This is a genomic window from Candidatus Desulfosporosinus nitrosoreducens, from assembly GCF_030954495.1.
Lineage (GTDB): Bacteria > Bacillota > Desulfitobacteriia > Desulfitobacteriales > Desulfitobacteriaceae > Desulfosporosinus > Desulfosporosinus nitrosoreducens.
In genome coordinates, this window is sequence record NZ_JAVHUW010000044.1 from 20,862 (window position 1) to 45,279 (window position 24,418).

A 24,418-nucleotide genomic window follows, 5' to 3' on the forward strand; every position below is an offset into this window, starting at 1 on the left:
AGGTCAGAAAATGCAGATGACAATAACGAACTCTCTTTGGTCGTTTCTCCTGATCTTTTTGCTGGTCCTTCAATTGCTTTTAGTGCTTACACTAACGATCAAGCCAATAATGCGCTATATCATAGGTCAGCAGGTCAGCGAATTTGTGGACAAATTGCTTTCAGACAAATACACTCAGAATCTGATGGAAGTGTGGCCGGCAGGAAAGCGAATCTCGGTATTAAATATTCTGGAGCTTGGCTTTCGCTCTCAAAGCGGGAAGATCGTTACACGCCCTCTTGGCTCTCCCAAACATTTTCCCGGGTACGATAACCTCATGTTTTCTCCCCACTTAATGACGAAAATGTCCTTACCGGAAAGCACTCCGCTGAATATGCAGGTTACCCTTGGCCCGAAAGCCGCTAGGCCGATGACCATTAATATTCCGATTATGATTGGAGCCATGGCTTATGGGATTGCCCTCAGTGAGGAAGCCAAAAGGGCTTTGGCCAGGGCGGCCAAGGCCTTACAAACCTCCACTTGCTCCGGAGAAGGGCCTTATTTGCCGGAAGAGCGTCAAGAAGCGGGAAAATATGTCCTGCAAATTTCCCGTTGGGCCTGGGGAGCCAGAACACAAGAGCAGGTCGCTTCTGCCGATATGCTGGAAGTACAAATGGGGCAAGGCGCCGATGTGGGCTCGGTAGCGGTGGAGGCCATAGAATTTCAGGGCCGGGCGCAAGAGCTTTCAGGGCTGGCTCCCGATGAACCGGCCACAGCTTTTCCGGCGCCGCCGGGGATACAAAGACCAAGTGATTGGCCGGGCTTTATGAAAAGTTTGCGCAAACGGGCAAACGGTATTCCTATCGCTTTAAAGCTTATGGCCACCGGCAATCTGGAGGAAGATCTGGCGGTTGCGATTCAATTAGGCTTTGATGCCGTTATTATTGATGGAGCGCAGGGAGGGTCCCACGCTACAACTCCGATTAAACAAGATGATTTTGGTATTCCCAGTCTTTTTGCCTTGAGCAGAGCCGTCCGCTTTTTAAAGAGCCAAAAGGTGCGGGAGCGAATCAGCCTGATTGCCGCCGGGGGATATTTTACGCCCGGAGAGTGTCTCAAAGCCATTGCTCTGGGGGCGGATGCCATTTATATGGCTACTGTTCCGCTTCTGTCTCTGACTCACAACCAAGTCAGAAAAGTAATACCTTGGGAACCGCCAACGACATTGGTCTATTATGACTCACCCTCCAAAGGAAAGCTGGATATAGATCAGGCTGCCACAAGTGTGGTTAACAGCCTGACGGCTATGGTTTTAGAAATGGAAGAAGGAATGAGGGCTTTGGGCAAAACATCTCTCCAAGAACTTTCTCCGGATGATATGGTTGCCTTGGATTCTTTGACTGCCGAAGTGACCGGTGTAAAGAGGGGTTATTGAAAATGAAGCAAGCAGCTTCCCTAACGAGTTTCTCTGAGCACGACTAAATATCATTTCTGTCCCTTGGCAACTAGCCAGACAGAGGATAACGATCATGATAAGGGCCTTTTAAATTTTTACAGCAAAAAACAGCAATAAACTGTAATATATACTTAACAAAACTGCACAAAAGTGCTATGATCAGGGTAGGATATTTCTAAAAGGGGTAAAGATATGTTTGCAGAGGAACGGCGTGAGAAAATTCTTGCCAAAATCAAAGCCTCGCGCAGGGTATTTGCGAAAGAACTTGCGGATGAATTTCAGGTTTCCATTGATACCGTCCGCCGGGACTTAACAACGATGGAGGAAGAGGGCCTTCTTAAAAGAACTCACGGCGGTGCTGTCTCGCTCTCTAAGGTCAGAAGGTTTCCGATGGATGACAAGATTCGCTACAGTGAAGGAACCGAGCATCAAAACGCCGTTGCCAAGCTTGCCGCCTCTTACATCGAGCAGGGGGATACAGTCTTTATCGGCGGCGCAAGCATTCACTACATATTGCTGAAATACCTGCCGGTTGATCGGGACTATACCGTCATCACCAATTCGCTGATCATCGCTGAGAAGTTAAAAAATTACGGTCATATTGAAACCTATATCGTCTGTGGAAAAATTGAAAGAGAAGAAGGGATTGTTGATCCTCTGGCAACAGAATTTGTCAGGACCTTGCGCATTGACAAAGCCTTCCTGACGGGAGGAGGAATTTCCGCCAAACATGGGTTGAGCAGTTCAACTCCTGAAGGCGCGATATTCCAAAGGACTGTGGCGGAGGTTTCCCGTCAAAAAATATGCCTGGCTAATTTTGACAAGGTGGGAACGGAGTTTTTTGCCAGAACTATTGCTTTAAGAGAATTGGATGTTCTGATTACGGATTGGGAGGCACCCGAGGAAGAGCTGGAAAAAATTCAGCAAACGGGTGTAAAAGTCTTGGTAGCTCAGGAAACTATTTAAGGACATGAATACCTGGAAAGAAAGAAGGCCGGAGAGTTATGAAAGTAAGTTTTTATACGTCCCAAAGGGAATATGCCTTAAAAAAAGAGGAATTTAATCGTGCCATTCAGGTAGTTCTGGAAAAAGGAAATTTTATCTTAGGCGAACAGGTTGCTCAGCTGGAGAATGAGATTCAGCAATACACTCAAGCTAAATATGCCATCGGTGTGGCCTCGGGAACAGACGCTCTGACGATAGCCTCAGATATTCTCGGCTTCAAGGACGGCAAAGAGGTCATTACGTCTCCTTTTACCTTTCTGGCCTCGACATCGTGTATCACTAAACACCGGGGACGCCCTGTTTTTGTGGACATCAACGAGGAGACCTTCGCTTTGGATGTAACTAAAATCGAAGAAAAAGTCAATCAACAGACGATTGGCATCCTGCCGATCCATCTCTTTGACCAAATGGCGGATATGGATCGGATTATGGATATTGCGGCTAAATACCGGCTGAGAGTCCTGGAAGACGCAGCGGAAGCCTTTGGCATGAGATGGAAGGGACAGGGCGGACAATATCGCCATGCCGGAACTATCGGCGATTTTGGCGTATTCTCGTTTTTCCCGACTAAGACACTGGGGGGTTACGGTGACGGGGGAATGATGATCACCAATGATGAAGAACTGGCGCGCAAGGCGAAATACTATAGGGTGCACGGCGCCTCGAAAAAATACCATTACGAGTATGTCGGTTACAATTCACGCTTAGATACACTTCAGGCGGCGATATTATCGGTTAAGCTGAAATATATTGACGATGCTGTCAGCAAACGCGCCGCGATTGCCAAGCGCTATCTGGAAAGGTTAGAGGATTGTCCGGGAGTAAGACTGCCTAAGGTCAAAGGTGATCAAAAGCAGGTTTATTATGTCTTTAATATTTTGGCAGAAAACCGGGACAAATTAGCAGAGCATTTGGCCAAGAACGAAATCGGATACAGCATCTATTATCCTCGCCCGCTGCATCTACAGCCCTGCTTTAAAGATCTTGGCTACCAAAAAGGAGACTTTCCTGTCGCCGAGCGGGTAGCGGAAGAGATTATTGCCCTTCCGATCTATCCTGAGATAACGACGGACGAAGTAGAGTTTATCTGTGATACGGTAAAAGCCTTTTACCAAGGGGGCTAGACTGTTTTTCTTTGAAGGATTAACCTGAGGTTTTAATTTTCCGGTACCGAACATCTTACGCCAGGCATGTCGGAAAGAATTAAAGCGATCAACGAAGATCGGGAAGGAGCTTGATGATGACGATTAGAAAAATCCCCTTTTCACCACCGGATATTACCGAAGAAGAAATTGAAGCGGTAGCGGAAGTACTGAGGTCGGGCTGGATCACTACCGGTCCGAATTCTGCCCGCTTTGAACAAGAGCTGGCCTATTATTGCGGCACAGAGCAGGCAGTTGCTTTGAATAGTGCTACCGCAGGTTTGGAGCTTATTTTAAAGGTCTTGGGTATAGGCGAAGGGGATGAGGTGATCACAACACCTTACACCTATGCGGCAACTTCCAATGTGCTTGTTCACCGGGGAATCATGCCAACCTTTGTCGATGTCAAAAGAGACAGCTTTTTAATTGATGAACAAAAGGTGTATGAAGCGATTACCCCCAATACACGAGCGATCATGACTGTGGATATTGCCGGGGTACCGGTTGACTATGATCAGATAAGGGAGGTTCTAAAGGCCAAAGACCGCCAGGATATTACGCTGATCTCCGACTCGGCGCACTCTTTTGGGGCCAGGTATAAGGGCCGGAAGGTCGGGGGACAAATGGATTTCCATGTGTTTTCCTTCCATGCCATCAAAAACCTGACGACGGCGGAAGGAGGGGCCATTACCTACAATAACAATCGTTTTCAGGGCAAAGAGGACTTGTATAAGGAATTTAAATATACCTCCTTACACGGACAAAACAAGGACGCTTTCTCTAAAATGCAGGCAGGGGCTTGGAAATACGATATTTTAACCGATGGTTTTAAATGCAATATGACGGATATTATGGCGGCTATCGGCAGGGTTCAGCTGCGGCGCTATGACGATATGTTAAGAAAACGGGCTGAGCTCCATCAGGTTTACAGTCAGGTACTTGGCGGCAAGGACTGGGCGATTCTGCCTTTTGACAAAAACGAAGTCATGGAATCCTGCTATCATTTGTATACCTTAAGGTTGAAAGGCTTGCGCGAGGACCAGAGAGATCGTGTCATCCAAAAGATGGGGGAAAAGGATATCGCCACGAATGTGCATTTTATGCCATTGCCCATGTTTACCTTATACCGGAATCTTGGTTACCGGCTGGAAGATTATCCGAACGCCCAGGCTCAGTATGCCAACGAAATTTCTTTGCCCCTTTATTCGAAGTTAACTCTCGATGAGGCGGAATATGTGGCTGAAGAGCTTATCGATTGTGTTGAGTCAATTTAAAGCTGATTAAGAAACATAAACTTTTAGTCTTGAGCATAAGAGACAGCTTGACAATGTACGTGCAAAGCTGTCTTCTTTTTTATTTAAAAACCTGAAAATTAAAAAATAGATCAGAAAATAATGGAGAGAAAAATAGCCATTTTCTATACGCAAATCCCACTCAAAAGTAAAAAGAGTAGAGCGTTTAAGGGTAGCATTCACTTATACAGTAGTGATTCGTCATTGGGGAAAATGCTTTTATCCTTTGCGTTTTACAAAAACAACCAATCACAAATAGTTTTGAAGCGTTTTGTATCAAATATAAGCTTCACTTTTTGACCGCCTTTACAATCCTGCGGAGTGAACCGTCAAAAGAAAGACGAAAAAATTCCACTGTTAACCCTTCCATTTCGAAAATTTCACCATATTGTTTTGTGTGTGATTTGTCGGAAATGATCGCTGTTCCATTCGGTTTCAAGACTCTCGCTATTTCCTGGCAGGCTTTCTTTCGTCCATCTTCGGTAGGGATGTTGTGAATACAAAGGTTGGAAAGAACCACGTCAAAGGTATCATTGGGAAAGGACATACTTCGCACATCCTCATTTCTTACTTCAACTTTTTCAAGGACCCCCTCAAGCTCGGCATTTCTCATGGTATTTTGCCAAGTATTGCTGTGCATGTCTCCCGAATTCCAAATATCAATGCCGATGCTCTTTCCCAGAGTCAATTTTTTGGCAGCACCAATCATTAAAAGTCCCCGTCCGGTGCCGATATCAAGGACTTTTTCATTTCCTTGCCAATCGATCATGGAAATCATCTTGTCCCTACGGTGTAGTTTGCCGAGCTTAATGTAATAAAAATATGAACCACAAACAAGAACCATTAACAACCCGCAAAGCATAAGAACAAAGGCCACAATCTTCAGGCTGAGACTGGGAAAAGTGATTAAAGCAACTCCCCCGCCAAAACAAACTACTCCCACAAAACAAACAATGGTGACGCCGAAAGGCGAACCGTCAAAACCATAATTCGGTTTGGATTTCAGTACGCTATTTGTCATAATTTCCTCCTTTATTTCGAACAACTTCTTGATAAGGTGCGGAGTGCATCTTATATTATATATACACCTTTTAAATATAAAATACAATATGTATCTTATATCTTTTAATCAAATTGTATACTTATTTCTTACAGAAATACTGACAGAAGCGATGTATATTCATGAACGAGAAAAGCGCAAATACACGAAAGCGAGGAGATACGTTAGTCGAAAGTATTTATGATGCAGTTGTTTACGGGGAGATTTGAGGGCTTTTGTGATACTATAATTCCACGCAACAAAAGTTTAAGCAAAAGAACCACTCAGCAATTGAGTGGTTCTTTTGCACTACAAAACCAATAGCAATTTATAATGAAAATTGCATTGTTTTTTAACATAAAAATTAATATATATTTTTGCATTTTGAACTTCTCAACGGAGCGACTTGACATAAAGGGCGCACTTTATCTATATGATAAGCCGTCGAAAAGAAAAAGTCTATATAATTATTGATTTTTATCTTATAATTTTATCGTTGCAACCCAATAAATCTAAGATAGGAGATTAACGATGACAAAAACAAAGATAGGGAGCATTCCTTTTGGACCATATATTACTGTCTTAGCAGGGGCTACTGTTAAGGGAAAGCCAAACTATGCCCCGATCGGTGCCTATGGGGTAGTAAGTCAGAAACCTGTATTGTATATTTCATTGAAGAATTCTCACTATACAACATCAGGTGTCGCAGAACATGGATTTTTTAGTGTAAATATACCATCCTCCGAGCTTCTTGAAAAAGTTGATTTTTGCGGGAGGGTTTCTGGCTTTAAAACCGATAAGGCAACTATTTTTGATTCGTTTTATGATGAAGCCGGCAACGCTCCAATGATCACAGAATGTCCTGTTAATTATCTTTGTAGGGTAATACAGACTATTCCTATATTTGATTTTACAATGTTTATTGGAGAGATTGTTTCGGTATATGCAAATGAAGACTGTTTGGAAAATGGAAAACCAAATGCTTTAAAAGTAAACCCAATAATATTAATGGATTCAGGTTACTTTGATTTAAAGGATAGGATTGGCTCTGTCTTTAAGGTATGTAGTGCAAATAAGTAAATGCATGCGGAATTATTTGGATATGCCGAGTCCTCAGACAGAAAAATAGAACTAAGGGTAAGCCCGGGACCCGGTGAACACAATTACAATAAATATCATAGATTTCAACTATATAAGGCAGGCAGAAATTCCTCCTGCCGCCAGCCTGCGGCATGCTGCTCCACAAGGAGCAAGAATTCACCCAGTGCGGGGGATAACCACTTTTTTTTATGATAGGCAATCTGGGTAGCAAGCCGCTGAGGGCGGTCATCCCAGGCCAGCAGAGTCAGTTTGCCTTCCCGAACTTCTTTTTGCACAGTGATAAGGGGAAGAAAAGAAAGGCCAAGAAAAGAAAGGCCAAGACCGGACATAACGCAGTTCTTAATAGCTTCGACGCTCCAAAACTCCAGATCAGGATTGGAAAAGATCCCGTGGCTGTTAAGATGCTGTTCGAATAGAGCCCGGTAGGTACACCCCGGTTCGGTATGAAGTATAGTTTCGTCTTTTAAATTCTCAGGTTCGACATGTTTATAAGAGACAAGCGGATGGTCCGGTGGCGCAATGAGCGCCATTTTTTCTTGTACGAGGGTTTCAAGGTGCAAATCCCGAACCTCTGTTTCCGGCTGAAGCAGGAAAGCAAGATCCAGTTCCCCTGTGCGGATCAGATCATGCAATTCCCAGCATACGCCGGGCTTCAATACGATTTTAACGTCTGGATAGCGTTTTTTGTATTCGCGGATAATATCCGGCAAACGAAAGGCCGCCAGGGATTCGGGGGCCCCTATGGTCAGTGTACCGGATAGTGCCGTCTCAGACCGGATTGCGTCTATTGCCAGGTTGTGCATTTTGGTAATTTCCTGGGCGTAAGGAAGGAGCCGCTGTCCGGCAGCGGTAAGAACAGTCTTTTTGCCCAGCCTGTCAAAGAGCGGCCTTTCAAGTTCTGTTTCCAGCGCCTGGATCTGTGCGGTTATACTTGACTGAGCGTATCCTAGTTTATTAGCCGCGCGAGTAAAACCCCCAACTTCGACCACTGTAATAAAGGTAAATAAATGACGTAATTCCATTTCCTTCTCCTTTTCGTATCATCGGTTAAGGCGATGCATATCATCGAAATCTTTCGTTTCTCCGATAGCGTCATTATCTGATACTATTAGAGGAAATACAAGGGAGAAGGAGTGGAAATATGGGTGATCAGAATCGTTTGCAAGGTACAATAGGCCTGCCGCAGGCCATAGCCTTATATATCGGGGCCGTACTTGGCTCGGGTGTGCTCATTGTGCCCGGGCTGGCCGCAGAGATCGCCGGTCCGGCTTCCCTGCTGGCCTGGGGGCTTATGACCCTGCTCGTATTACCGCTGGCGCTGTCCATGGGATTGCTATCGGCCAAATTTCCGAATGCCGGCGGGGTTTCTCATTTTGTCACCTTAGCTTTTGGACCACGGGCCGGATCGCTTGTCGGCTGGTTTTTTCTCATGTCAGTGCCAATTGGCGCACCGGTGGCGGCGCTGACAGGCGCCGGTTATATGACGGTTGCGCTGGGCTGGAGTGACAGTACGAGAGTGGCGCTGGCTGCGGGAATGCTGGCGGTCGGACTTCTGACCAATCTTATCGGGATGAAAGTGGTGGGACAAGTGCAAATTGCCGTTGTGCTGGCAATTGTTGCCGTGCTGGTGCTGGCCATTATAGGGGCCGTACCTCATATTCAGTTCGCGAATTTTACACCTTTTCTACCCCATGGTTGGGTGAGTGTCGGGCGGGCGGCCGCGATTCTATTTTGGTGTTTTATTGGCTGGGAGGCAGTTTCTCATTTATCGGAAGAATTCCTGGACCCGCAGCAGGCCGTCAAAGGGGTAACCGTTGCCGCGCTGATAGTCGGAGTATTGTATTTCCTTACGGCGCTTGCTACCGTGGGGACGCACAGTTACCATACCGCGGGATCGGATGCGGCATTAGTATTGGTCATAAGTAAACTGCTCGGACCTTGGGGGGCTTTGGTTGCAGGATTTACGGGTGTGTTCATCTGTACTGCCGTTATTATCGCTTATACGGGTGCGGCTTCCCGCCTGGCCTTTGCTTTGGCGCGAAAGGGGGACGCTCCCCGCCGGCTGGGCATTTTGTCCAAACGATATGGTACGCCAACCGGTGGAATCGGCTTTCTTGCCCTGTGCTTTGTGGTAGTACTTATTCTCTACGGCAGTGGGACAATCTCCCTGACAACCCTCATCCAGTTGCCCAACGCCACCTTTATTCTGACCTATCTTGGCGGTTGTGCGGCGGGAATCCGCCTCTTAAAGGGGAGCGTCTGGGGAGTAGGCATCAGTTGGCTGTCTTTTCTGTTAACGGCTGTTATTTTTCCTTTCGTAGGGTGGGCGGTTCTATATCCGCTGGTTATAGTGGCTTTTTTCCAGACAGCCAGATTGGTAAGAGGAGAAACAAGAGAAACAAGGCCGGAGGCATGAGGATTCCGGCCTTGTTTTCGTGTAAGCAGCATAGGCCAATGCGTCAATATGGTTTTTCTTAAATTGTAAAGCCAGATGTTAATTCAAGTTAATATTGATTCATAAAAAGGGTTACAAGTTAATACTGACTTAAAAACATAATTATAAATTTTTTATTGAGAAAAATACAGGCCCTGCTTTAGGGACCAAACCTTATTTTCGAAAGCTTCTGCCTTTATAGTACAGGAGAAATAACTTCTTAACACTGATAAACAACAGAAGCCGACAACCCGACTTTGAAGTATTGCCTTAAATGGGAGAGGATGGCATAAAAATTGCACTTGTTATGTAAAAATAGGCTATTACTGCAAGCGGATAAATACTTCACCGTTTTACATAGGAATTTTATATGAGGGGTGGTAACTGTGCCCTATATTTTGGGAATTGATACCGGAGGGACTTATACGGATGGCGTGCTTTTGGATTTTGAAAGAAAGACTGTTGTTGCGAAAGCTAAAGCCTTCACAACGCCCGGGGACTTGACCCTTGGGATCGCGGAATGTATTGCTAATTTGGGAGAAATCAATCCTCAAGAGATTAAAATGGTTTCTCTTTCTACGACACTGGCTACAAATGCTATCGTTGAAGGACGCGGCGGTAAAGTCGGATTAATTTTAATCGGTTACAGACCGGACGGGAAATTTCCCGCCCAAATGCTCAGCGTCATTTCAGGTGGGCATGACGGGCTGGGAACTGCAAAGTGTGAGCTCGACACGCAAGAGCTGGCCAGGGTCATCGCTCAAATGAAAGGTGAAGTCGATACCTTAGCCATCTCCGGAATCTTCAGCATCAGCAATCCCGAACACGAGAATCTGGCCAGAGAGTTCGTGCGCAGGGAATGGGATGTGCCCATTATCTGCGCCCACGAACTAAGTTCCGACATAGGTCTCTATGAACGGACAGTAACGGCCTGCCTGAACGCCAAACTATTGCCGATCATCTCAGATTTGTTAGGGGCGGTTAAAGGGGTACTTAAAAGAAAAAAGATCGAAGTCCCGCTGATGGTCGTCAAAGGTGACGGGTCTCTGATCAGTGAAGAGAAAGCCCTGGAAAGACCTATTGAAACCATCTTGTCAGGTCCCGCGGCCAGTGTGGTAGGAGCTATGTTTCTGGCGGACAGGGATACCTTTTTAACCCTGGACATGGGAGGCACGACCACGGATATAGGGATCGTCAAGAATAGCTATTGGCGGAGGCAGGAAGAAGGAGCGATAGTAGCCGGCTGGAAAACCCATATCCATACAACCGGGCTTAGCACCTTTGGGATTGGCGGAGATAGCTATCTAAGGGTAAAAGCCAAGGGTCAGCTGTGCCTGGGCCCGACACGGGTCATACCACTTTGCGTGATGGGTCTGCGCCATCCCCATTTAATCCGGGAACTGCGCGAAATCCAGCAGTCCAAAGCAGTTAACGGAACTATCTTTGACGGGCAAACTCTGGATTGCTGGATGATCGTTAAACCGCCTTCTGACCCGGAAAGCTTAAGCCGTGATGAACGGCTCATAGTCCAAGAGCTGGCCGACGGGCCGCATAATGTTCAATGGTTAAAAGAACGAATTGGCAATTACGTCAGCCCTTTTGCTCTAAAATCCCTCGAACAAGCGCGGGTTATCGGGCGTATTTCTTTTACCCCGACAGACGTTCTGCATTGTCTCGGGCTCTTAAAAAAATGGAACGCCGAGGCCTCCCTCGCAGGGGCCAGAATTCTGGCCAATTCTTACGGAACCAAGCTTGAGAATTTTGCCGCGAAGTGCCTGGAGACTATGACTCAGTCTATAACTCTGGCCATCCTGCAAAGTATTGCCGCCAAACAAGGCTATACCTTCGACATTAAAGATGAAACCTTGAAGTTTTTTCTTGAACCTTTTTTCCAGGAGAAGCACAGGAATTTAGATCTCTGTGTTCCGCTGGGCTTAAATTATCCCATTGTGGCCATCGGGGCTCCGGTAACTGCTTATTTGCCTGAGGTTGGCAGGCTCTTAAGAGCCGAGGTTATTATTCCTGAGCACAGTGAAGTCGCCAGTGCCGTAGGTGCCGCCATGGGAAAAGTCGCCGAAAAGATTACCGCTCTGGTTAAACCTGGCTTTAAAGTTCACGCTCCCTGGGGATGTGAGGCCTTTATGTATCAGGAGGAGGCCTGCGAGAGAATTCTTACGAAAGGTAAGGCGATTGTCCTGGAGAATGCTAAAAAAGCCGGAATCATTAATCCGGAGATTACCGTGAACCGGGATAAGGTTATCAGCGATACCAATTTTGGCCCGGTTTTTCTGGAGGAGTTTTTTGAGATCATTGCTTCCGGGTATCGGCAAGAGGAGAGTGAAGAGTGATGAAAGCCAAGATTTTTGCTTGCAGTACGATTGCCGACGAAATCCAAAAAGTTCTGCCCTCGGGAATGGCTTGCGAATTATTGCCCTACGCCCTTCATCGCGAGCCGCGAAAACTCAATTGGGAGCTGCAAGCCAGAATTGACGCGGATCAAGATCATGACACACTTCTTTTCGGCTACGGATTGTGTTCCAACGGTGTCGTAAATCTTCATTCCAAAATTCATACTCTCGTCATCCCCAGAGTTCATGACTGCATCAGTCTCCTGCTTGGTTCACGCCAAATTTATGAGCAGGAATTTGCTCAATGCCCGGGAACCATTTATCTAAATAAAGGCTGGATAGATCAGGGCGGTGAACCGCGGGCAGAGTTTGAGAAATACAGCGCTAAATACGGCGAGGAAAACGCCCGTTATATTATTGAAACCGAGTATAACCACTATAAAAGGCTTGTTTTTATAGATACAGGAGTCGGGGAGTATGCCAAGTTAGTTGAGCATTCCCGGCAAGTCGCCGAATTTATGGGGGCCGCATTTGAAGAAAGGAAAAGTTCATGTCCGCTTTTAGAGAGGCTGCTGACCGGGGAGTGGGATAGGGATTTCGTCGTGATTCCACCACGGATGATGGTTACTCAGGAAAGCTTCTTTTAAAGACTGTTTTCGCAGTAGCGGCATCCCAAGGGATCAAGCCGGATAGATCATTGAGGAATGGGGTGATAGCGGTGTCCTATATTTTAGGGATTGATACCGGGGGAACTTATACGGATGGCGTGCTTTTGAATTTCGAAGATAAAGCCGTGGTTGCGAAGGCCAAAGCCTTTACAACGCCGCAGGACTTGACTCTGGGGATTGAGGAGTGTCTTAACAATCTGGGCAAGATTGCCCCTGAAAAGGTCGGAATGGTTGCCCTTTCCACCACCCTGGCAACGAATGCCATTGTTGAAGGGCGCGGCGGCAAGGTAGGCTTAATCCTCATAGGTAAAAGAAAACCGGCCGGGGTATTGCCCGCCCAGAAATGTTCTCTGGTTCCGGGCGGGCATGATCTATACGGAATACCCTTTGCTGATCTTGATACGCAGGAGTTAAGGAAGGTTATTGCTCAAATGCGAGGGGAAGTCGATACTTTAGCTATTTCCGGAAACTTGAGCAACAGAAATCCCGACCACGAAAATCAGGCCAGGGAGATTGTACAAAAAGAGTGGGATGTGCCGGTTGTCTGTGCCCACGAACTGAGTTCCAAACTCGGCTACTATGAGAGGACGGTGACCGCTTGTTTAAATGCCAGGCTCTTGCCCATCATCCGGGAGTTGCTCCTGGCCGTAAAGGCTGTGCTTAAGAAGCATTGTCTTGAGGCGCCCGTGATGGTCGTCAAAGGGGACGGCTCTTTGATCAGCGAAGAGAAAGCCTTCGCACGGCCCGTTGAAACAATTTTATCCGGCCCGGCGGCCAGTGTGGTGGGAGCTACATTTCTGACAGGTTTGGAGACTGTTATGACCCTGGATATGGGAGGGACTACCACCGATATAGGGATCGTCCAAAACAAGCGCTGGCGCATGAACGAAAAGGGAGCGGTGGTGGCCGGCTGGAGAACCCATGTCAACACGGCGGAAATTACGACCTTTGGTATCGGCGGGGACAGCTATATCAGGGTTGAGGGAGAGAGTTATATCAGAGGCTCTCAAAAGGAAAAACTGCATATAGGACCGTTGCGGGTCCGGCCTTTGAGTGTTGTCAGTATGCGTTACCCTAACCTTGTTGAAGAGCTTAAGGCCATACAAGGAAAACATGCTGTTTATCAAGGACAAGACGTGGATTGCTGGCTGATGCTGAAACATCCTCAGAACCCGGAGAGCTTACGCCCTGAGGAGCAGGCAATTGTCAGGGCTCTGGAAGATGGAGCGCATAATGTTCTGGCCTTGGAAAGGCGCATTAAGGATTACCTGAGTCCCCTTGCTCTAAGGTCCCTGGAACAGGCGCAAATTATCGGGCGGGCCGCCTTTACTCCGACCGATGTGTTACATTGCCTGGGACTGCTTCAGACCTGGAATCGTGCCGCTTCTCTGGAAGGGGCCAGAATTCTCGCGCAGCATTATGGCTGCGGAAGCGAAAGCTTTGCCGCGCGCTGCCTCGAACAAATAACCCGTTCCCTGGGGCTGACGGTCTTACAGAGTATCGCTTTAAAACAAGGCTATTCCTTAACAGCCGCCGCTGATCCAAATTTTAATTTTCTTATGGGGCCGGTCTTGAAACCTAAGCAAGCGGATCACGACTTCAGCGTCAGGGTGGGGCTGAATTATCCTATAGCCGCTATCGGAGCTCCTGTGGCAGCATACCTGCCCGATGTCGGAGGGTTATTACACAGCGAAATCATTATTCCTGAACACAGCGAGGTTGCCAATGCCGTTGGAGCGGCAGTAGGAAAAGTTAGTGAGCGGGTGACCGCTATCATTAAACCCGGCTTCAAAGTGCATGCTCCCTGGGGGTACGAGACCTATATGGAACTGGAAGATGCCCGCAACAGTATTCTGACCAAAGGGCGGGAGCGTGTCCTGGAAAACGCCCGTCAAGCCGGGGTATTTAATCCCGAGGTTGTCGTCAATCACGATGTGTTTTCCTGTGAGACAGATTTCGGCACGGTTTTTGTCAGCGAGGCTTTGGAAATTGTTGCCTCGGGATATATACTGTCTGGGGATCACTAACTTATTAAGATCCGGAGAGGAAATTCTCCAAGAGGCGGCCTGTGACTTACGTCCAGTGCCGCCTCTTTTCTACTTCATCATGCCTACCGCCAGGGTTCCTCGTTTGCCGAGAGTCAAATTCTTTTGGGCTGAACTGAGAGGTCGGCTTGATTTAACTAAAGCCGTCAGGACACCGCACTGGGAGGTGTCACCCACGAGCACAAACCCCTTTAAAATATCCCCCTGCCAAATTAGACTGTGATAGATGGGCAATCCCCCGGTCTTTTTTAAACCTTCCGTTTGCTGCCAATTCCCCGGTTCCTTATTTTCAGGGAGCTTGGTGATGCCGGCGGACATAGCCGAGAGGCCGTAAAAGTCTACGGAGTTCAGACCTAAGGAACCGGGATAGACCTCTTGCTTTCCGCACATATTGGCTCCGGCAATTCTGCCTTGGGCCGAGGCGTTCGGCCAGGTAGCGTTCACCGTAAACCTTTGGCGGACGAGATCCCAAGTTTCGGCAATATCGCCTGCCGCGTAAATGCCGGGAAGATTGGTGGCTAAATGGGAATCTACGCGAATCCCTTGGCCAATGTTTAAACCGGAATTTATTAAAGCTCCCACATTGGGCCGGACTCCTTTGCCAACGATGACAATATCTGCTTCAAGCTTGGCGGCGGGAGAGACCAGAACACCTTGTACATGACCTTCACCGGTGATCTCCAAGGCTTCAGTTTGTAAAAGAAAGTTTATGCCGTGGGCCTGCAAATGGTTTTGGATCAGGTTAGCGGCCTTCCGATCAAGCATCTGGGAGAGAATTTGGCCGGAAGAGACTAAAACGGTGACCTCAAGCCCGCGTTTTCTCAGGGCGTAAGCGCTTTTCAGGCTGACCAGGCCTCCCCCGATGACGACGGCCTTGCCCGCCCCCCGCTCCAAAACGGCGGCAATGGCTAAGGCATCCTTCATGGTGCGCAGAGTAAAAACCTCAGGGAGATTTCCGCCCGGGATGGTGAGCTTATTGGCTGTGGCTCCCATAGCGAGTAAAAGCTTACTGTAGTTCCACTCCTGCCCGGCGCTGCTTTGCAGACAGTGACGCGTGGGATCGACGCCGTTAATCTCGGCTCCGTATACCATCGTCAGTTTAAGCCGTTGGGCGAAATCTTCGCCGCGCAAATAAAGGCGGGAGGCGGGGATATCCCCGGCTAAAAAATAGGTGGTCAGACAACGGGAATAACTGGGCTCCTGTTCCGCCGTGAGCAGGACCACTTCGGATTGGGTGTCGTGCTTGCGGATTTCTTCCACGGCAAACAGCCCCGCGGCGCTGTTGCCAACAATGATATAGCTCATGATTTTTTCCGTCCTTTAACCGGGGAGTCCGAGTTTTTTTCGTTTGGCCCGGATGTCCTCGATAAGTCCCTGGGCGGCTTTTTGGGCGTCGGTTTCGATATAGAATTTGCCGCCGATCACGTCGGTCAGTCCTTGGGTAAGCAGCTCAGCGACTGCCTTGCTTCCCAGCACGGGAGGCACAACCCCCAGGTGTGTGGTCAGCCCCATGGTTACAGCCCAAGTCCCGATGCTCAGAGCTTTTTCATGCTGGGGTTCGGGTGCGCTGGCAGCAACCGGGAGCAAAGCCGAATCGACCTTCAGGTATTTGGCAATAGCGGTGACTAAATCCCCGATTCTGGAGTTATCGACGCAACTGCCCATGTGCAAAACCGGCGGAAGCGGGGCGCCCAGACCCGCCGCTTGACCAATAGCCCCTAGGACGGCTTTTAACCCTTCGCCGGCATAGGTCTCGGTACCTTCGGAGTTCATAAAACCGGCCTTGGCTAAGGCATGAGCGGAACAACCTGTGGCCACAACCAGAACGTTGTTTTTGATCAGCTCTTTCACTAATTCGACATGCAGGCTATCCTGAGTCACTTTAACATTGTTGCAGCCCACTGTAGCCACAACTCCCAGGATATTGCCGTTGACGATATTATCAATAAGAGGCTTCAGAGGGTCCGCCGGATTGACCGTGGCTAGGGCCCCGACGACGGCTTCAACGCTGAATCCGGCCATAATTTTGCGCCTGTAATTGGGAATATGGACTTTTTGGGGGTCCCGCCGGGTATAGGAGGAGATGGCCTTGCGCACAATTTCCTGAGCCGCTTCATCAGCATTTTCTAAGGTGAAGGGAATGTGAGCGGCTCCCGGAAGTTTGACAATGGGCATGGTTGTGATGATTTCCGTGTGATAACAAGAGGCCACTTGGGTTAAGGAAGGCATAATACATTGCACATCGACGACCATAGCGTCAACAGCTCCGGTAACAATAGCCAGCTCTTGGGCCAGGTAATTGGTCACCAGCGGAATCCCTTTGCGCATTAAAACTTCATTGCCGGTACAGCAAATCCCCGAGACTAAAATCCCTTGAGCCCCGGCAAGCCGCGCTTCCTCTTGGAGTTTAGCGGCCCAATAAACAATCTTCTCGGAAAGCAAGGGGACATGACCGTGGACAATCAGATTGACGTAATCCTCTTTGAGAACGCCTAAATTCGCCTCTGTCACGACAGGAGCAGGGGTTCCGAAAAGGATATCCTGCATATCCGTGGCCAATTTCAGGCCGGAATATCCGTCGACAAGCCCTTGTTTCGCGGTGGCTAGAACTAAATTCACCGGGTCGCCGTCCATACCCATAGTCGTCTGGTGCAGAGCTTCCCGGATTTCCCGGTCGGGATTGCGCGGGAGAATGCCCAGGCTCGCCCAAAGGGCAACCCTTTCTTGCGGGGCGTGAGACATCAGCCACTTAGCGGGCCGCTTTCCGTGGTTTTCCAAATCGGCATAGGCGGCTTTGACAACCGCTAAAGCTACTTCCGCCGTAGTTTTGCCGGAGATCTCTATCTCCAGTCCTTGGGCTACCCGGTGCAATTTTGCTTCGTCTGTAATGGCGTAATTAATTTCTCCTTTGGCCGCCAATTCCAAGGCCTCAACCACGTCGTAGGCGTGGTCGACATGAGCGGCGGCTCCGGCCGCCACTTGCCTGAGCAGATTGCGGGCGACAATGACATCGGCGCCGGCGCCGCAAACTCCTGCTTTAGGTCCGTTGCCAAAGGGGTCAATTCGGCAGGGGCCTTGAACGCAATGACGGCAACAGACTCCTAGGCTGCCAAACCCACATTGAGGTTGTTGTGCTTCGTAACGATCCCAAACTGTTTCTACGCCGTCTGAGCTTGCTTTAGGCAATAATTCAAGAACGGCGGGATCAATTGATTGCGGATGAGATTTCATCTTAGTTAGCCCCCTTCATTTGGTTTAAAAAGCTTTGCCGTCCGCTGCGGGCAAATTCCTGAACCTCGACAAATTCCAGTGCTTTCGTCGGACAGGCGGCAACACAGGCCGGATTGTAATCCAGTTCCCGGCAACGGTCACACTTGGCAACTTTGCGGGTCGCGGAAACCTCCGCTATTACTCCGAAAGGGCAGACCATGACGCACATCAGGCAGCCCACGCAGCGGAGCTCTTCGACTTGAACAAGTCCGGTCCGGGGATCAAGCTGCATAGCTCCGCTCATGCAGGCATGTACACAAGGCGTGTCTGAACATTGCCGGCATTGCAGGGGGAAATTGAGTCCCTCGCTGGACTCTACGAAGACCCGTTTTTGCGGCGCTTCAAGTTCCTTAATTGCTGCAAACAAGGTTTTGCTGGCGGAGTGGACCACGGCACAGGCCAGCTCACAGCTTTTACAGCCGAGGCAATATTCACTTTTGGTCAGAATCTGTTTCAACCTTATCCCTCCTTTTGAACGTTTAGGACAATACCTCAGAATAAATCTATTGCAATATTCTCATTTCTTCCATCGGCTTGCTGACACTGTTGTAACAAAAGCGTCCTTTTCTCTGCCAAGAGAAATAAGGGCGTTTTTGCGTAATGATCATATAAACGAAAATAGGGCTGTGCTCAAACGATCAACAAGTTTTCGCACAGCCCTTTTGTCAAGCTCATGGCAACGTTAGAATTTATCTGTGGTAAAGCGGATAACCTTAGAGGATAAGCGACAATACGTTTTTGACAAGTAAGGTTAAATGTTTATGAAGCGTGTTCCTTCATGAAAATAGATTTCCTTTATCGTTAAGCAGTTCCCAATTAAGTACGGCAACCTTCCCGCGTTTTAAAGCCACGATTCCCTGGCGTTCCCAGCGTTTAAGGATCTCATTGACCGTTTGGCGGGTTGTTCCGATCAAGGCAGCTAATTGTTCGTGCGTAAAGTCGAGAAAACTGGGTAACTTGACAATAACCTGCTGCTTGTTTGCGGGATGTCCTTCACGCAGAATGACATGGGCTAAACGCACGGAGACTTCTCGAAAGGCCAGGTCCAGGATGACGTCATTAGTGTCTTTCAAAAGGTTGCCGAGCAAACGGATTAAACGTAAACTAAGTTCCGGACATTCCTCAAGCAACGGGCGGAACTTGTCCATCCCCAGATAAATAACGACTGAATTTTCCAGCGCTGTGGCGGAGGCCAAAGAATGAACACTGTAGACATCCCCAGGAGAAAGGCAGGCTACTGTGAATTCTTTACCATCCTCAGATAAATAGGAAATCTTAATTCGCCCTGATCGGACAAAGTAGATGGGTTCTAAACAGTCCGGGGAAAACTCAAGAAGCTGACGCTTGGTAAAGCGTCGCTCTCTGAAAAATTTTCCCCACTGAGTCAAAAGTTCCGGGGAAAGACCGTGAAACAAAGGAAATTGCTCTAACGCTAATGACATTACATCACATCCTTTTGAGACCAATGATCAACACAAGAGCTTTTTTGCCTTAAGGATACCATAATGTGGAGAGGGCGTCACTGGATTTACTGAAATTTTCAAATCGTTGCTATATGGCAATGCTCTTTTTGAAAAATGTTACGTTACATTGCCAAAACTAGGCAATCAAGCTATGCTTTCTGAAGTAGAAGGGTGCAGTTTTATTTGTAAATTACATAAATTGGCAGAATATAAATTGTTAAAATTGTCAGTAAAATGCGGTGTCAAGATTGGTTTTCTTTAAATTGTAAAACGCCTTAGCCGGGCTTAAGATGAATTTAACAAAACAAAGGAGGTATGGATATGTCGGCCAATGTAAATTCTCTAGTCACCGGCGGCGGAAAAACAAAAGCTAAGATCCAGAAATTCGGCGGTTTCATGGCTGGGATGGTCATCCCCAATATGGGCGCCATCCTTGCCTGGGGCTTGATCACCATGTTTGTCATACCAACAGGATGGACGCCCAATGATTATCTGGCCAAATTAGTCACTCCGATGATTACCTATCTACTCCCTCTGCTGATCGGTTATACGGGAGGAAGTCTGGTCTATAAACAACGAGGCGGAGTACTCGGCGCCATTGCTACTGCCGGAATTATTGTGGGGTCCTCAGTTCCAATGTTTCTGGGAGGCATGATCATGGGGCCCTTTGGTGGTTGGGTTATCAAGAAATTCGACCAACTGATCGAAGATAAAGTGCCCACTGGCTTTGAAATGTTGATCAGTAACTTTTCGGCAGGAATTTTGGGCGCTCTGCTGGCAATCCTCGCTTATACCGTGATTGAACCCGTAGTACAAGGTTTCTCGACCGTGTTGGGTAATTTAGCCGTGGCGGTCACTAATGCCGGACTCTTGCCCTTAATCGCTATCTTTATTGAACCAGGTAAGATATTATTTTTAAATAATGCTATCAATCATGGTGTTCTGGCACCTTTAGGAATTCAGCAAGTTACTCAAACCGGAAAGTCCATCTTCTTCCTCCTGGAATCAGATCCCGGACCTGGCTTGGGAATTTTACTTGCTTTTTGGGTCTACGGCAAAGGATTGATCAAGCAATCAGCTCCGGGTGCTATCATTATTCAGTTCTTGGGTGGAATTCATGAAGTCTATTTCCCTTATATACTGATGAAGCCTTTGCTCTTGTTAGCTGTCATCGGCGGTGGGATTGCGGCAGATTTAACCTTCGTCATCACTAAGGCGGGCTTAGTAGCCACCCCCTCCCCGGGAAGTATTTTCGCTGAAATGGCAATGGCTCCCAAAGGCGGATTTCTGGTGGTTATGTTGGGTATAGCCGTCGGCGCAGTGGTCTCCTTTTTAATCGCCTCCGTCATTTTAAAACGTGACAAAACTGAGGTTAATAGTGAAGAACTTGCCGGAGCCCAACGAATGGTCAACCAAATGAAGTCCCTGAGTAAAGGACAAAAATCAAATCAACTGCCTAAACTAATCATCTTTGCCTGTGAAGCAGGTATGGGTTCATCGGCAATGGGAGAATCTATCCTCAAAAAGAGTCTCAAAGATGCAGGCTTGAATATTGAGGTGCGCCACTCAGCCGTAAATCAAATTCCTGCGGATGTCGATGTTGTTTTCACACAGGAAGGTTTAGCAGAGCGCGCAGCGCAAGTTGTGCCTAAGGCGCAAATCGTCCCCATCAAAAACTTCCTGGATAAATCAGCCTATGAAGACTATGTCAACAGTTTAATAAAATAGGTTGTGAGAATGTGGAAAAATTAACCGTGCGGCAAAAGTTCATTATGAATAATCTTCTGGAGAAAGGTCCCCTGACCATCAGGGGCCTTTCTCAACAAATTGATGTCAGCGGACGAACCATTTTACGGGAAACCTCGGCTTTGAACGATTGGCTCAAGCAGCACAAGGTGCGAATTTCAGAAAGCGGGGGAAAGCTCTATATCGATGGGGCGGAGCGGGATTTAGCCAGGGTCAGGGAGGCGCTCAAAGAAATTCCCCATCTCTGGATGCTTACTCAGGACCAGCGCCAAGTGCTGATCACGGCTCAGCTTCTTCTGGCCAATGAACCCATCAAATCGGCTTACTTCAGTCATCAATTCAATGTTGTCGAAGGAACGATCGGTTTTTATCTGGATAAAATTCAAAGTTGGCTGCAGGAGAAAAACTTGACACTCCTGCGTAAAAGAGGATATGGTCTGGAAGTTAAAGGCTCTGATTGGTATAAGCGCAATGCTTTTGTCGATCTCCTTTACAACTATAAACCCTTAAGCGAATTGCTGACCTTTCTCTATGAAGACAGCAAGGATTATTCTTTATTGGCCTTTTTCAGGGTTACTTTTGGAGAAAAGCTAACCTCCCTCACCAAAGAACTTATCGAAGAGATTTATGAAAACGTGTCTCTGAACAATGACCTTAAGTTTTTCAGTGCTTATATTCATCTCTTGCTGGTTATTAAACGTACGGAAAGTCAAGATCCTATTGAATTGCCCCCTCAATTAGTTCGGGATATCCTGAATTCCGAGGAATTCGGCTTTATGACGCAAGTGCAGGAAATTCTTCGTAAGAAAGGCATTGACCTTCCGGAGAGCGAACTGGCCTATCTGGCCATACACTTGCATGGGGAAAGGAAACTCTTTCAAGATGAAAATGAAGCCAAAGGGCTGGGTTTTGAACTCGAAGACCTGATCCGGGAATTGATTTATCTCACTGAGAAAAAACTCAACCAAAAAATCATGTGTGACGAGACGTTGCTGAAAGGCTTAATCCAGCATATTAATCCGGCGTTGTACCGTTTGACAATGGGTCTGGAAGTAAGAAACCCGATTATCAATGAGATCAGACACCATTATGAACAACTTTATCAGGCGGTTTCTTATGCCTGCCGGCATGTTTTCTCAAAATATAACTTAACCATTCCCAGCAATGAAGTTGGCTATCTTACGATGCATATCGGAGCGGCTCTTGAACGCCAACGCAAGCTGGAGAGAATAAACAAGATGCTGATTATTTGTCCGAATGGCATGAGTACGGCGAAAATGCTCTACCATAAAATCCGGAACGAGTTTCCCGATTTTGAGACCATTGAGATATGTTCCCTGCGGGATATGCATGATAAGATTAAAGAAGGCTATACCATGGTTGTTTCAACGGTTAATATCGGGTATAAAGATATACCCGGGCTGACCGTAATCTCTCCGTTTTTGCCGAAGGAAGATATCGAGAAAATCAAGGCAGTTCTGAATAAGGCGGGTCAAGAGAGGGCCTTGGAGAAGAATGTATCCTTACCCGTCAGCGAAGCCAATGAAACAGCCAAAGAATTTGACACGGCCAATGCCCTGCTCGCGAATTTTCAGCTTAAAAATCTAGGGGCTGAAACCTATCAGGATACGATCCGGGATATTGTCCAAGAGATATACACCTTCCATCGCCTGGAGGACAAAGAACGTATCCACGACTTGATCAGGAAACGGGAGGAAAAGGGCAATGTTATTATTCCCGGGCGGCATATAGCCCTCATCCACTTCCGCGCTGAAGAAATTAGCGCACCCTTTGTGGGCGCTTTTCGCATCAAGCATTTTATCCAAACCAAAGGAGTCGGGTACTCTTCTGAAGACATCGATACGTTCCTCGTGATGCTTGCCCGCAAAGATGAAAGCAACTACATTCTCGAACTGCTTGGAAAAATCAGCGTCGCTCTTGTGGAGAATAATCGCTTTGCCGAGGTTTTGCGTTTCGGAGACTTGCAGGATATACGCAATGAGTTGGTTGAGATCCTAAATAAGGAGGAAGAGTATTGAAGCAGGAACTATTTAATGAAAGCAATATACAACTTAACCTGGCTCCCGAACCGAAAAGCGCCGCTATCTTAAGAGCGGGCGAACTTCTCAGGAAAAATGGCTACGTGCAAAACGAATACCTGGAGGGAATGGCCAAACGTGAGGAGAGTTTGACGACCTATGTCGGCAACGGTGTCGCTATTCCCCATGGTTTGCCGGACTATATCCCCTATATCCTTAAATCCGGGCTTGTCTTCCTGCAGTACCCTGAAGGTGTTGACTTTGGGGAGGGAAACACAGCGTACCTCTTGATTGGCATCGCCGGCAAAGATGATGAACATCTTGAACTTCTCTCGACCATCGCCTTAGTCTGTCAGGACGAAGAGAATGTGACCCGGCTTAAACAGGCTGCCAGCAAAGAGGAAGTCCTGGAAATTCTGGCCGGCGGTGATGTCTGATGATCAGAACTGTCACCTTGAATGCGGCCGTCGACAAAACCGTCGAGGTCCGAGATTTCCGCTTAGGGGCCGTCAACCGCATCACTAAGCTTCAGCTTGATGCCGGAGGAAAAGGAATTAATGTTTCCAAGGTCATTCAGGCTTTGCAGGGTGAGAGTATGGCCTTGGGCGTCCTGGCAGGGCATAATGGCGAATTTATACAGGCTGAAATGGAGCGCCGGGGGATTGCCCATGATTTCCTGTTTATCCCGGGTGAGACCCGAACGAATTTAAAAGTTGTGGACTCTCTAAATTCAACTTTCACGGACATCAATGAACCCGGAACTGCCATTTCCGAAGATGAGCTTAGACAGCTCGAAGCAAAGATCTTCAAAGATTTTGCTGCCGGCACAAGTTTAGTTTTGTCGGGCAGCGTTCCGGCCTCAGTGCCCGCCTCTATCTATCGGCGCTGGCTGGAACGAGCCAAAGCCCTCGGCGGGAAAACCTTTTTGGATGCCGACGGTGAACTGCTCCGTGAAGGGATTAAGGCCAAGCCCTTTCTCGCCAAGCCCAATCTTCATGAACTGGAGGGTCTTGTTGGGCAGACACTGCCAACCCTTGAGGATGTAGCGAAGGCTGCCCGCAGCTTATTGGCTCAAGGGTTGGAAATGCTGGTCGTCTCCCTGGGTTCCCAAGGCGCCCTCTTTGCTTATGGGGAGCAAGTGGTCCATGCCGCAGCTTTGCCTGTCGAGGTCAAAAGCACGGTGGGAGCAGGGGATGCCATGGTTGCCGCCCTGACCCTTGTCCCGAGCGGTGAAGATTATTTGGCTCAAGCGGTTCGCTGGTCAATAGCAGCCAGCGCCGCCCAAATAACGACCCCAGGGACTCAGCCTCCGGAACTGACGAAAGTGCTTTCCTATCTGGATCAAGTGCGCTGCACTAATATCTAGGCTTACTATTCTAAATAGAATCTGG

At 47.8% G+C, this 24,418-nt stretch carries 19 protein-coding genes; 13 read left to right on the forward strand and 6 right to left on the reverse strand.

Translation table 11 applies throughout. The features are described 5' to 3' along the window. Positions 1–10: 10 nt before the first annotated feature. From REC12_RS08605 to REC12_RS08620, 4 genes are all read left to right on the forward strand, one after another. Positions 11–1,414 (forward strand): FMN-binding glutamate synthase family protein, encoded by a 1,404-nt coding sequence (locus REC12_RS08605; RefSeq protein ID WP_308893615.1) that lies wholly within the window; start codon positions 11–13, stop codon positions 1,412–1,414. Positions 1,415–1,627: 213 nt separating this feature from the next. Next, the gene (locus tag REC12_RS08610) at positions 1,628–2,401 is read left to right on the forward strand and encodes a DeoR/GlpR family DNA-binding transcription regulator (RefSeq protein WP_308893617.1); all 774 of its coding nucleotides are present in this window, start codon (positions 1,628–1,630) and stop codon (positions 2,399–2,401) included. Positions 2,402–2,439: 38 nt separating this feature from the next. Then, positions 2,440–3,564, forward strand: coding sequence for a DegT/DnrJ/EryC1/StrS family aminotransferase (locus REC12_RS08615; RefSeq protein ID WP_308893619.1), 1,125 nt, complete (start codon positions 2,440–2,442; stop codon positions 3,562–3,564). A 116-nt stretch (positions 3,565–3,680) separates the two neighbouring features. Next, a complete protein-coding gene (locus tag REC12_RS08620) occupies positions 3,681–4,856 on the forward strand; it encodes a DegT/DnrJ/EryC1/StrS family aminotransferase (RefSeq protein WP_374214191.1) in 1,176 nt (391 codons plus the stop codon). 307 nt (positions 4,857–5,163) lie between these two features. On the opposite strand, the gene REC12_RS08625 is transcribed toward REC12_RS08620, so the two are convergent. Next, positions 5,164–5,895: a class I SAM-dependent methyltransferase gene (locus REC12_RS08625; protein ID WP_308893621.1), complete on the reverse strand. Its 732-nt coding sequence runs from the start codon at positions 5,893–5,895 to the stop codon at positions 5,164–5,166. Between the two features lie 549 nt (positions 5,896–6,444). Between REC12_RS08625 and REC12_RS08630 the strand changes: the two genes are divergently transcribed. Next, positions 6,445–6,993: a flavin reductase family protein gene (locus REC12_RS08630; RefSeq protein WP_308893623.1), complete on the forward strand. Its 549-nt coding sequence runs from the start codon at positions 6,445–6,447 to the stop codon at positions 6,991–6,993. Positions 6,994–7,097: 104 nt separating this feature from the next. On the opposite strand, the gene REC12_RS08635 is transcribed toward REC12_RS08630, so the two are convergent. Next, a complete protein-coding gene (locus REC12_RS08635) occupies positions 7,098–8,036 on the reverse strand; it encodes a LysR family transcriptional regulator (protein ID WP_308893624.1) in 939 nt (312 codons plus the stop codon). 119 nt (positions 8,037–8,155) lie between these two features. On the opposite strand from REC12_RS08635, the gene REC12_RS08640 reads away from it, so the two are divergent. From REC12_RS08640 to REC12_RS08655, 4 genes are all read left to right on the forward strand, one after another. Further along, positions 8,156–9,430, forward strand: a complete 1,275-nt coding sequence (locus tag REC12_RS08640; RefSeq protein WP_308893626.1) for an amino acid permease — start codon at positions 8,156–8,158, stop codon at positions 9,428–9,430. 404 nt (positions 9,431–9,834) lie between these two features. Beyond that, on the forward strand, positions 9,835–11,796 hold the full coding sequence (locus REC12_RS08645) for a hydantoinase/oxoprolinase family protein (RefSeq protein ID WP_308893628.1): 1,962 nt from the start codon (positions 9,835–9,837) through the stop codon (positions 11,794–11,796). Then, on the forward strand, positions 11,796–12,443 hold the full coding sequence (locus tag REC12_RS08650; RefSeq protein WP_308893692.1) for a DUF1638 domain-containing protein: 648 nt from the start codon (positions 11,796–11,798) through the stop codon (positions 12,441–12,443). Before REC12_RS08645 ends, REC12_RS08650 begins: the two co-directional genes overlap by 1 nt. 71 nt (positions 12,444–12,514) lie before the next feature. Then, complete coding sequence (locus REC12_RS08655; RefSeq protein ID WP_308893630.1) at positions 12,515–14,491, forward strand: glutamate mutase L; 1,977 nt, start codon at positions 12,515–12,517, stop codon at positions 14,489–14,491. Positions 14,492–14,560: 69 nt separating this feature from the next. Here REC12_RS08655 and REC12_RS08660 read toward each other — a convergent pair whose 3' ends face one another. The 4 genes from REC12_RS08660 to REC12_RS08675 form a co-directional block, all read right to left on the reverse strand. Beyond that, a complete protein-coding gene (locus REC12_RS08660) occupies positions 14,561–15,814 on the reverse strand; it encodes an NAD(P)/FAD-dependent oxidoreductase (RefSeq protein ID WP_308893631.1) in 1,254 nt (417 codons plus the stop codon). Positions 15,815–15,829: 15 nt separating this feature from the next. Continuing rightward, positions 15,830–17,740 (reverse strand): anaerobic carbon-monoxide dehydrogenase catalytic subunit, encoded by a 1,911-nt coding sequence (gene cooS / locus REC12_RS08665; protein WP_308893633.1) that lies wholly within the window; start codon positions 17,738–17,740, stop codon positions 15,830–15,832. Between the two features lies 1 nt (position 17,741). Further along, complete coding sequence (locus tag REC12_RS08670) at positions 17,742–18,236, reverse strand: 4Fe-4S dicluster domain-containing protein (protein WP_308893635.1); 495 nt, start codon at positions 18,234–18,236, stop codon at positions 17,742–17,744. Positions 18,237–18,555: 319 nt separating this feature from the next. Beyond that, on the reverse strand, positions 18,556–19,221 hold the full coding sequence (locus tag REC12_RS08675; RefSeq protein WP_308893637.1) for a Crp/Fnr family transcriptional regulator: 666 nt from the start codon (positions 19,219–19,221) through the stop codon (positions 18,556–18,558). 342 nt (positions 19,222–19,563) lie between these two features. Here REC12_RS08675 and REC12_RS08680 point away from each other — a divergent pair, with 342 nt between their 5' ends. Genes REC12_RS08680 through pfkB form a run of 4 tightly spaced genes read left to right on the forward strand, consistent with a single transcriptional unit; the run spans position 19,564 to position 24,393 of the window. Continuing rightward, positions 19,564–20,970, forward strand: a complete 1,407-nt coding sequence (locus tag REC12_RS08680; protein ID WP_308893639.1) for a PTS mannitol transporter subunit IIBC — start codon at positions 19,564–19,566, stop codon at positions 20,968–20,970. 11 nt (positions 20,971–20,981) lie between these two features. Continuing rightward, the gene (locus tag REC12_RS08685) at positions 20,982–23,027 is read left to right on the forward strand and encodes a BglG family transcription antiterminator (RefSeq protein WP_308893641.1); all 2,046 of its coding nucleotides are present in this window, start codon (positions 20,982–20,984) and stop codon (positions 23,025–23,027) included. Next, complete coding sequence (locus REC12_RS08690; protein ID WP_308893643.1) at positions 23,024–23,464, forward strand: PTS mannitol transporter subunit IIA; 441 nt, start codon at positions 23,024–23,026, stop codon at positions 23,462–23,464. Before REC12_RS08685 ends, REC12_RS08690 begins: the two co-directional genes overlap by 4 nt. Then, the gene (gene pfkB / locus REC12_RS08695) at positions 23,464–24,393 is read left to right on the forward strand and encodes a 1-phosphofructokinase (protein WP_308893644.1); all 930 of its coding nucleotides are present in this window, start codon (positions 23,464–23,466) and stop codon (positions 24,391–24,393) included. Before REC12_RS08690 ends, pfkB begins: the two co-directional genes overlap by 1 nt. Positions 24,394–24,418 lie beyond the last annotated feature (25 nt).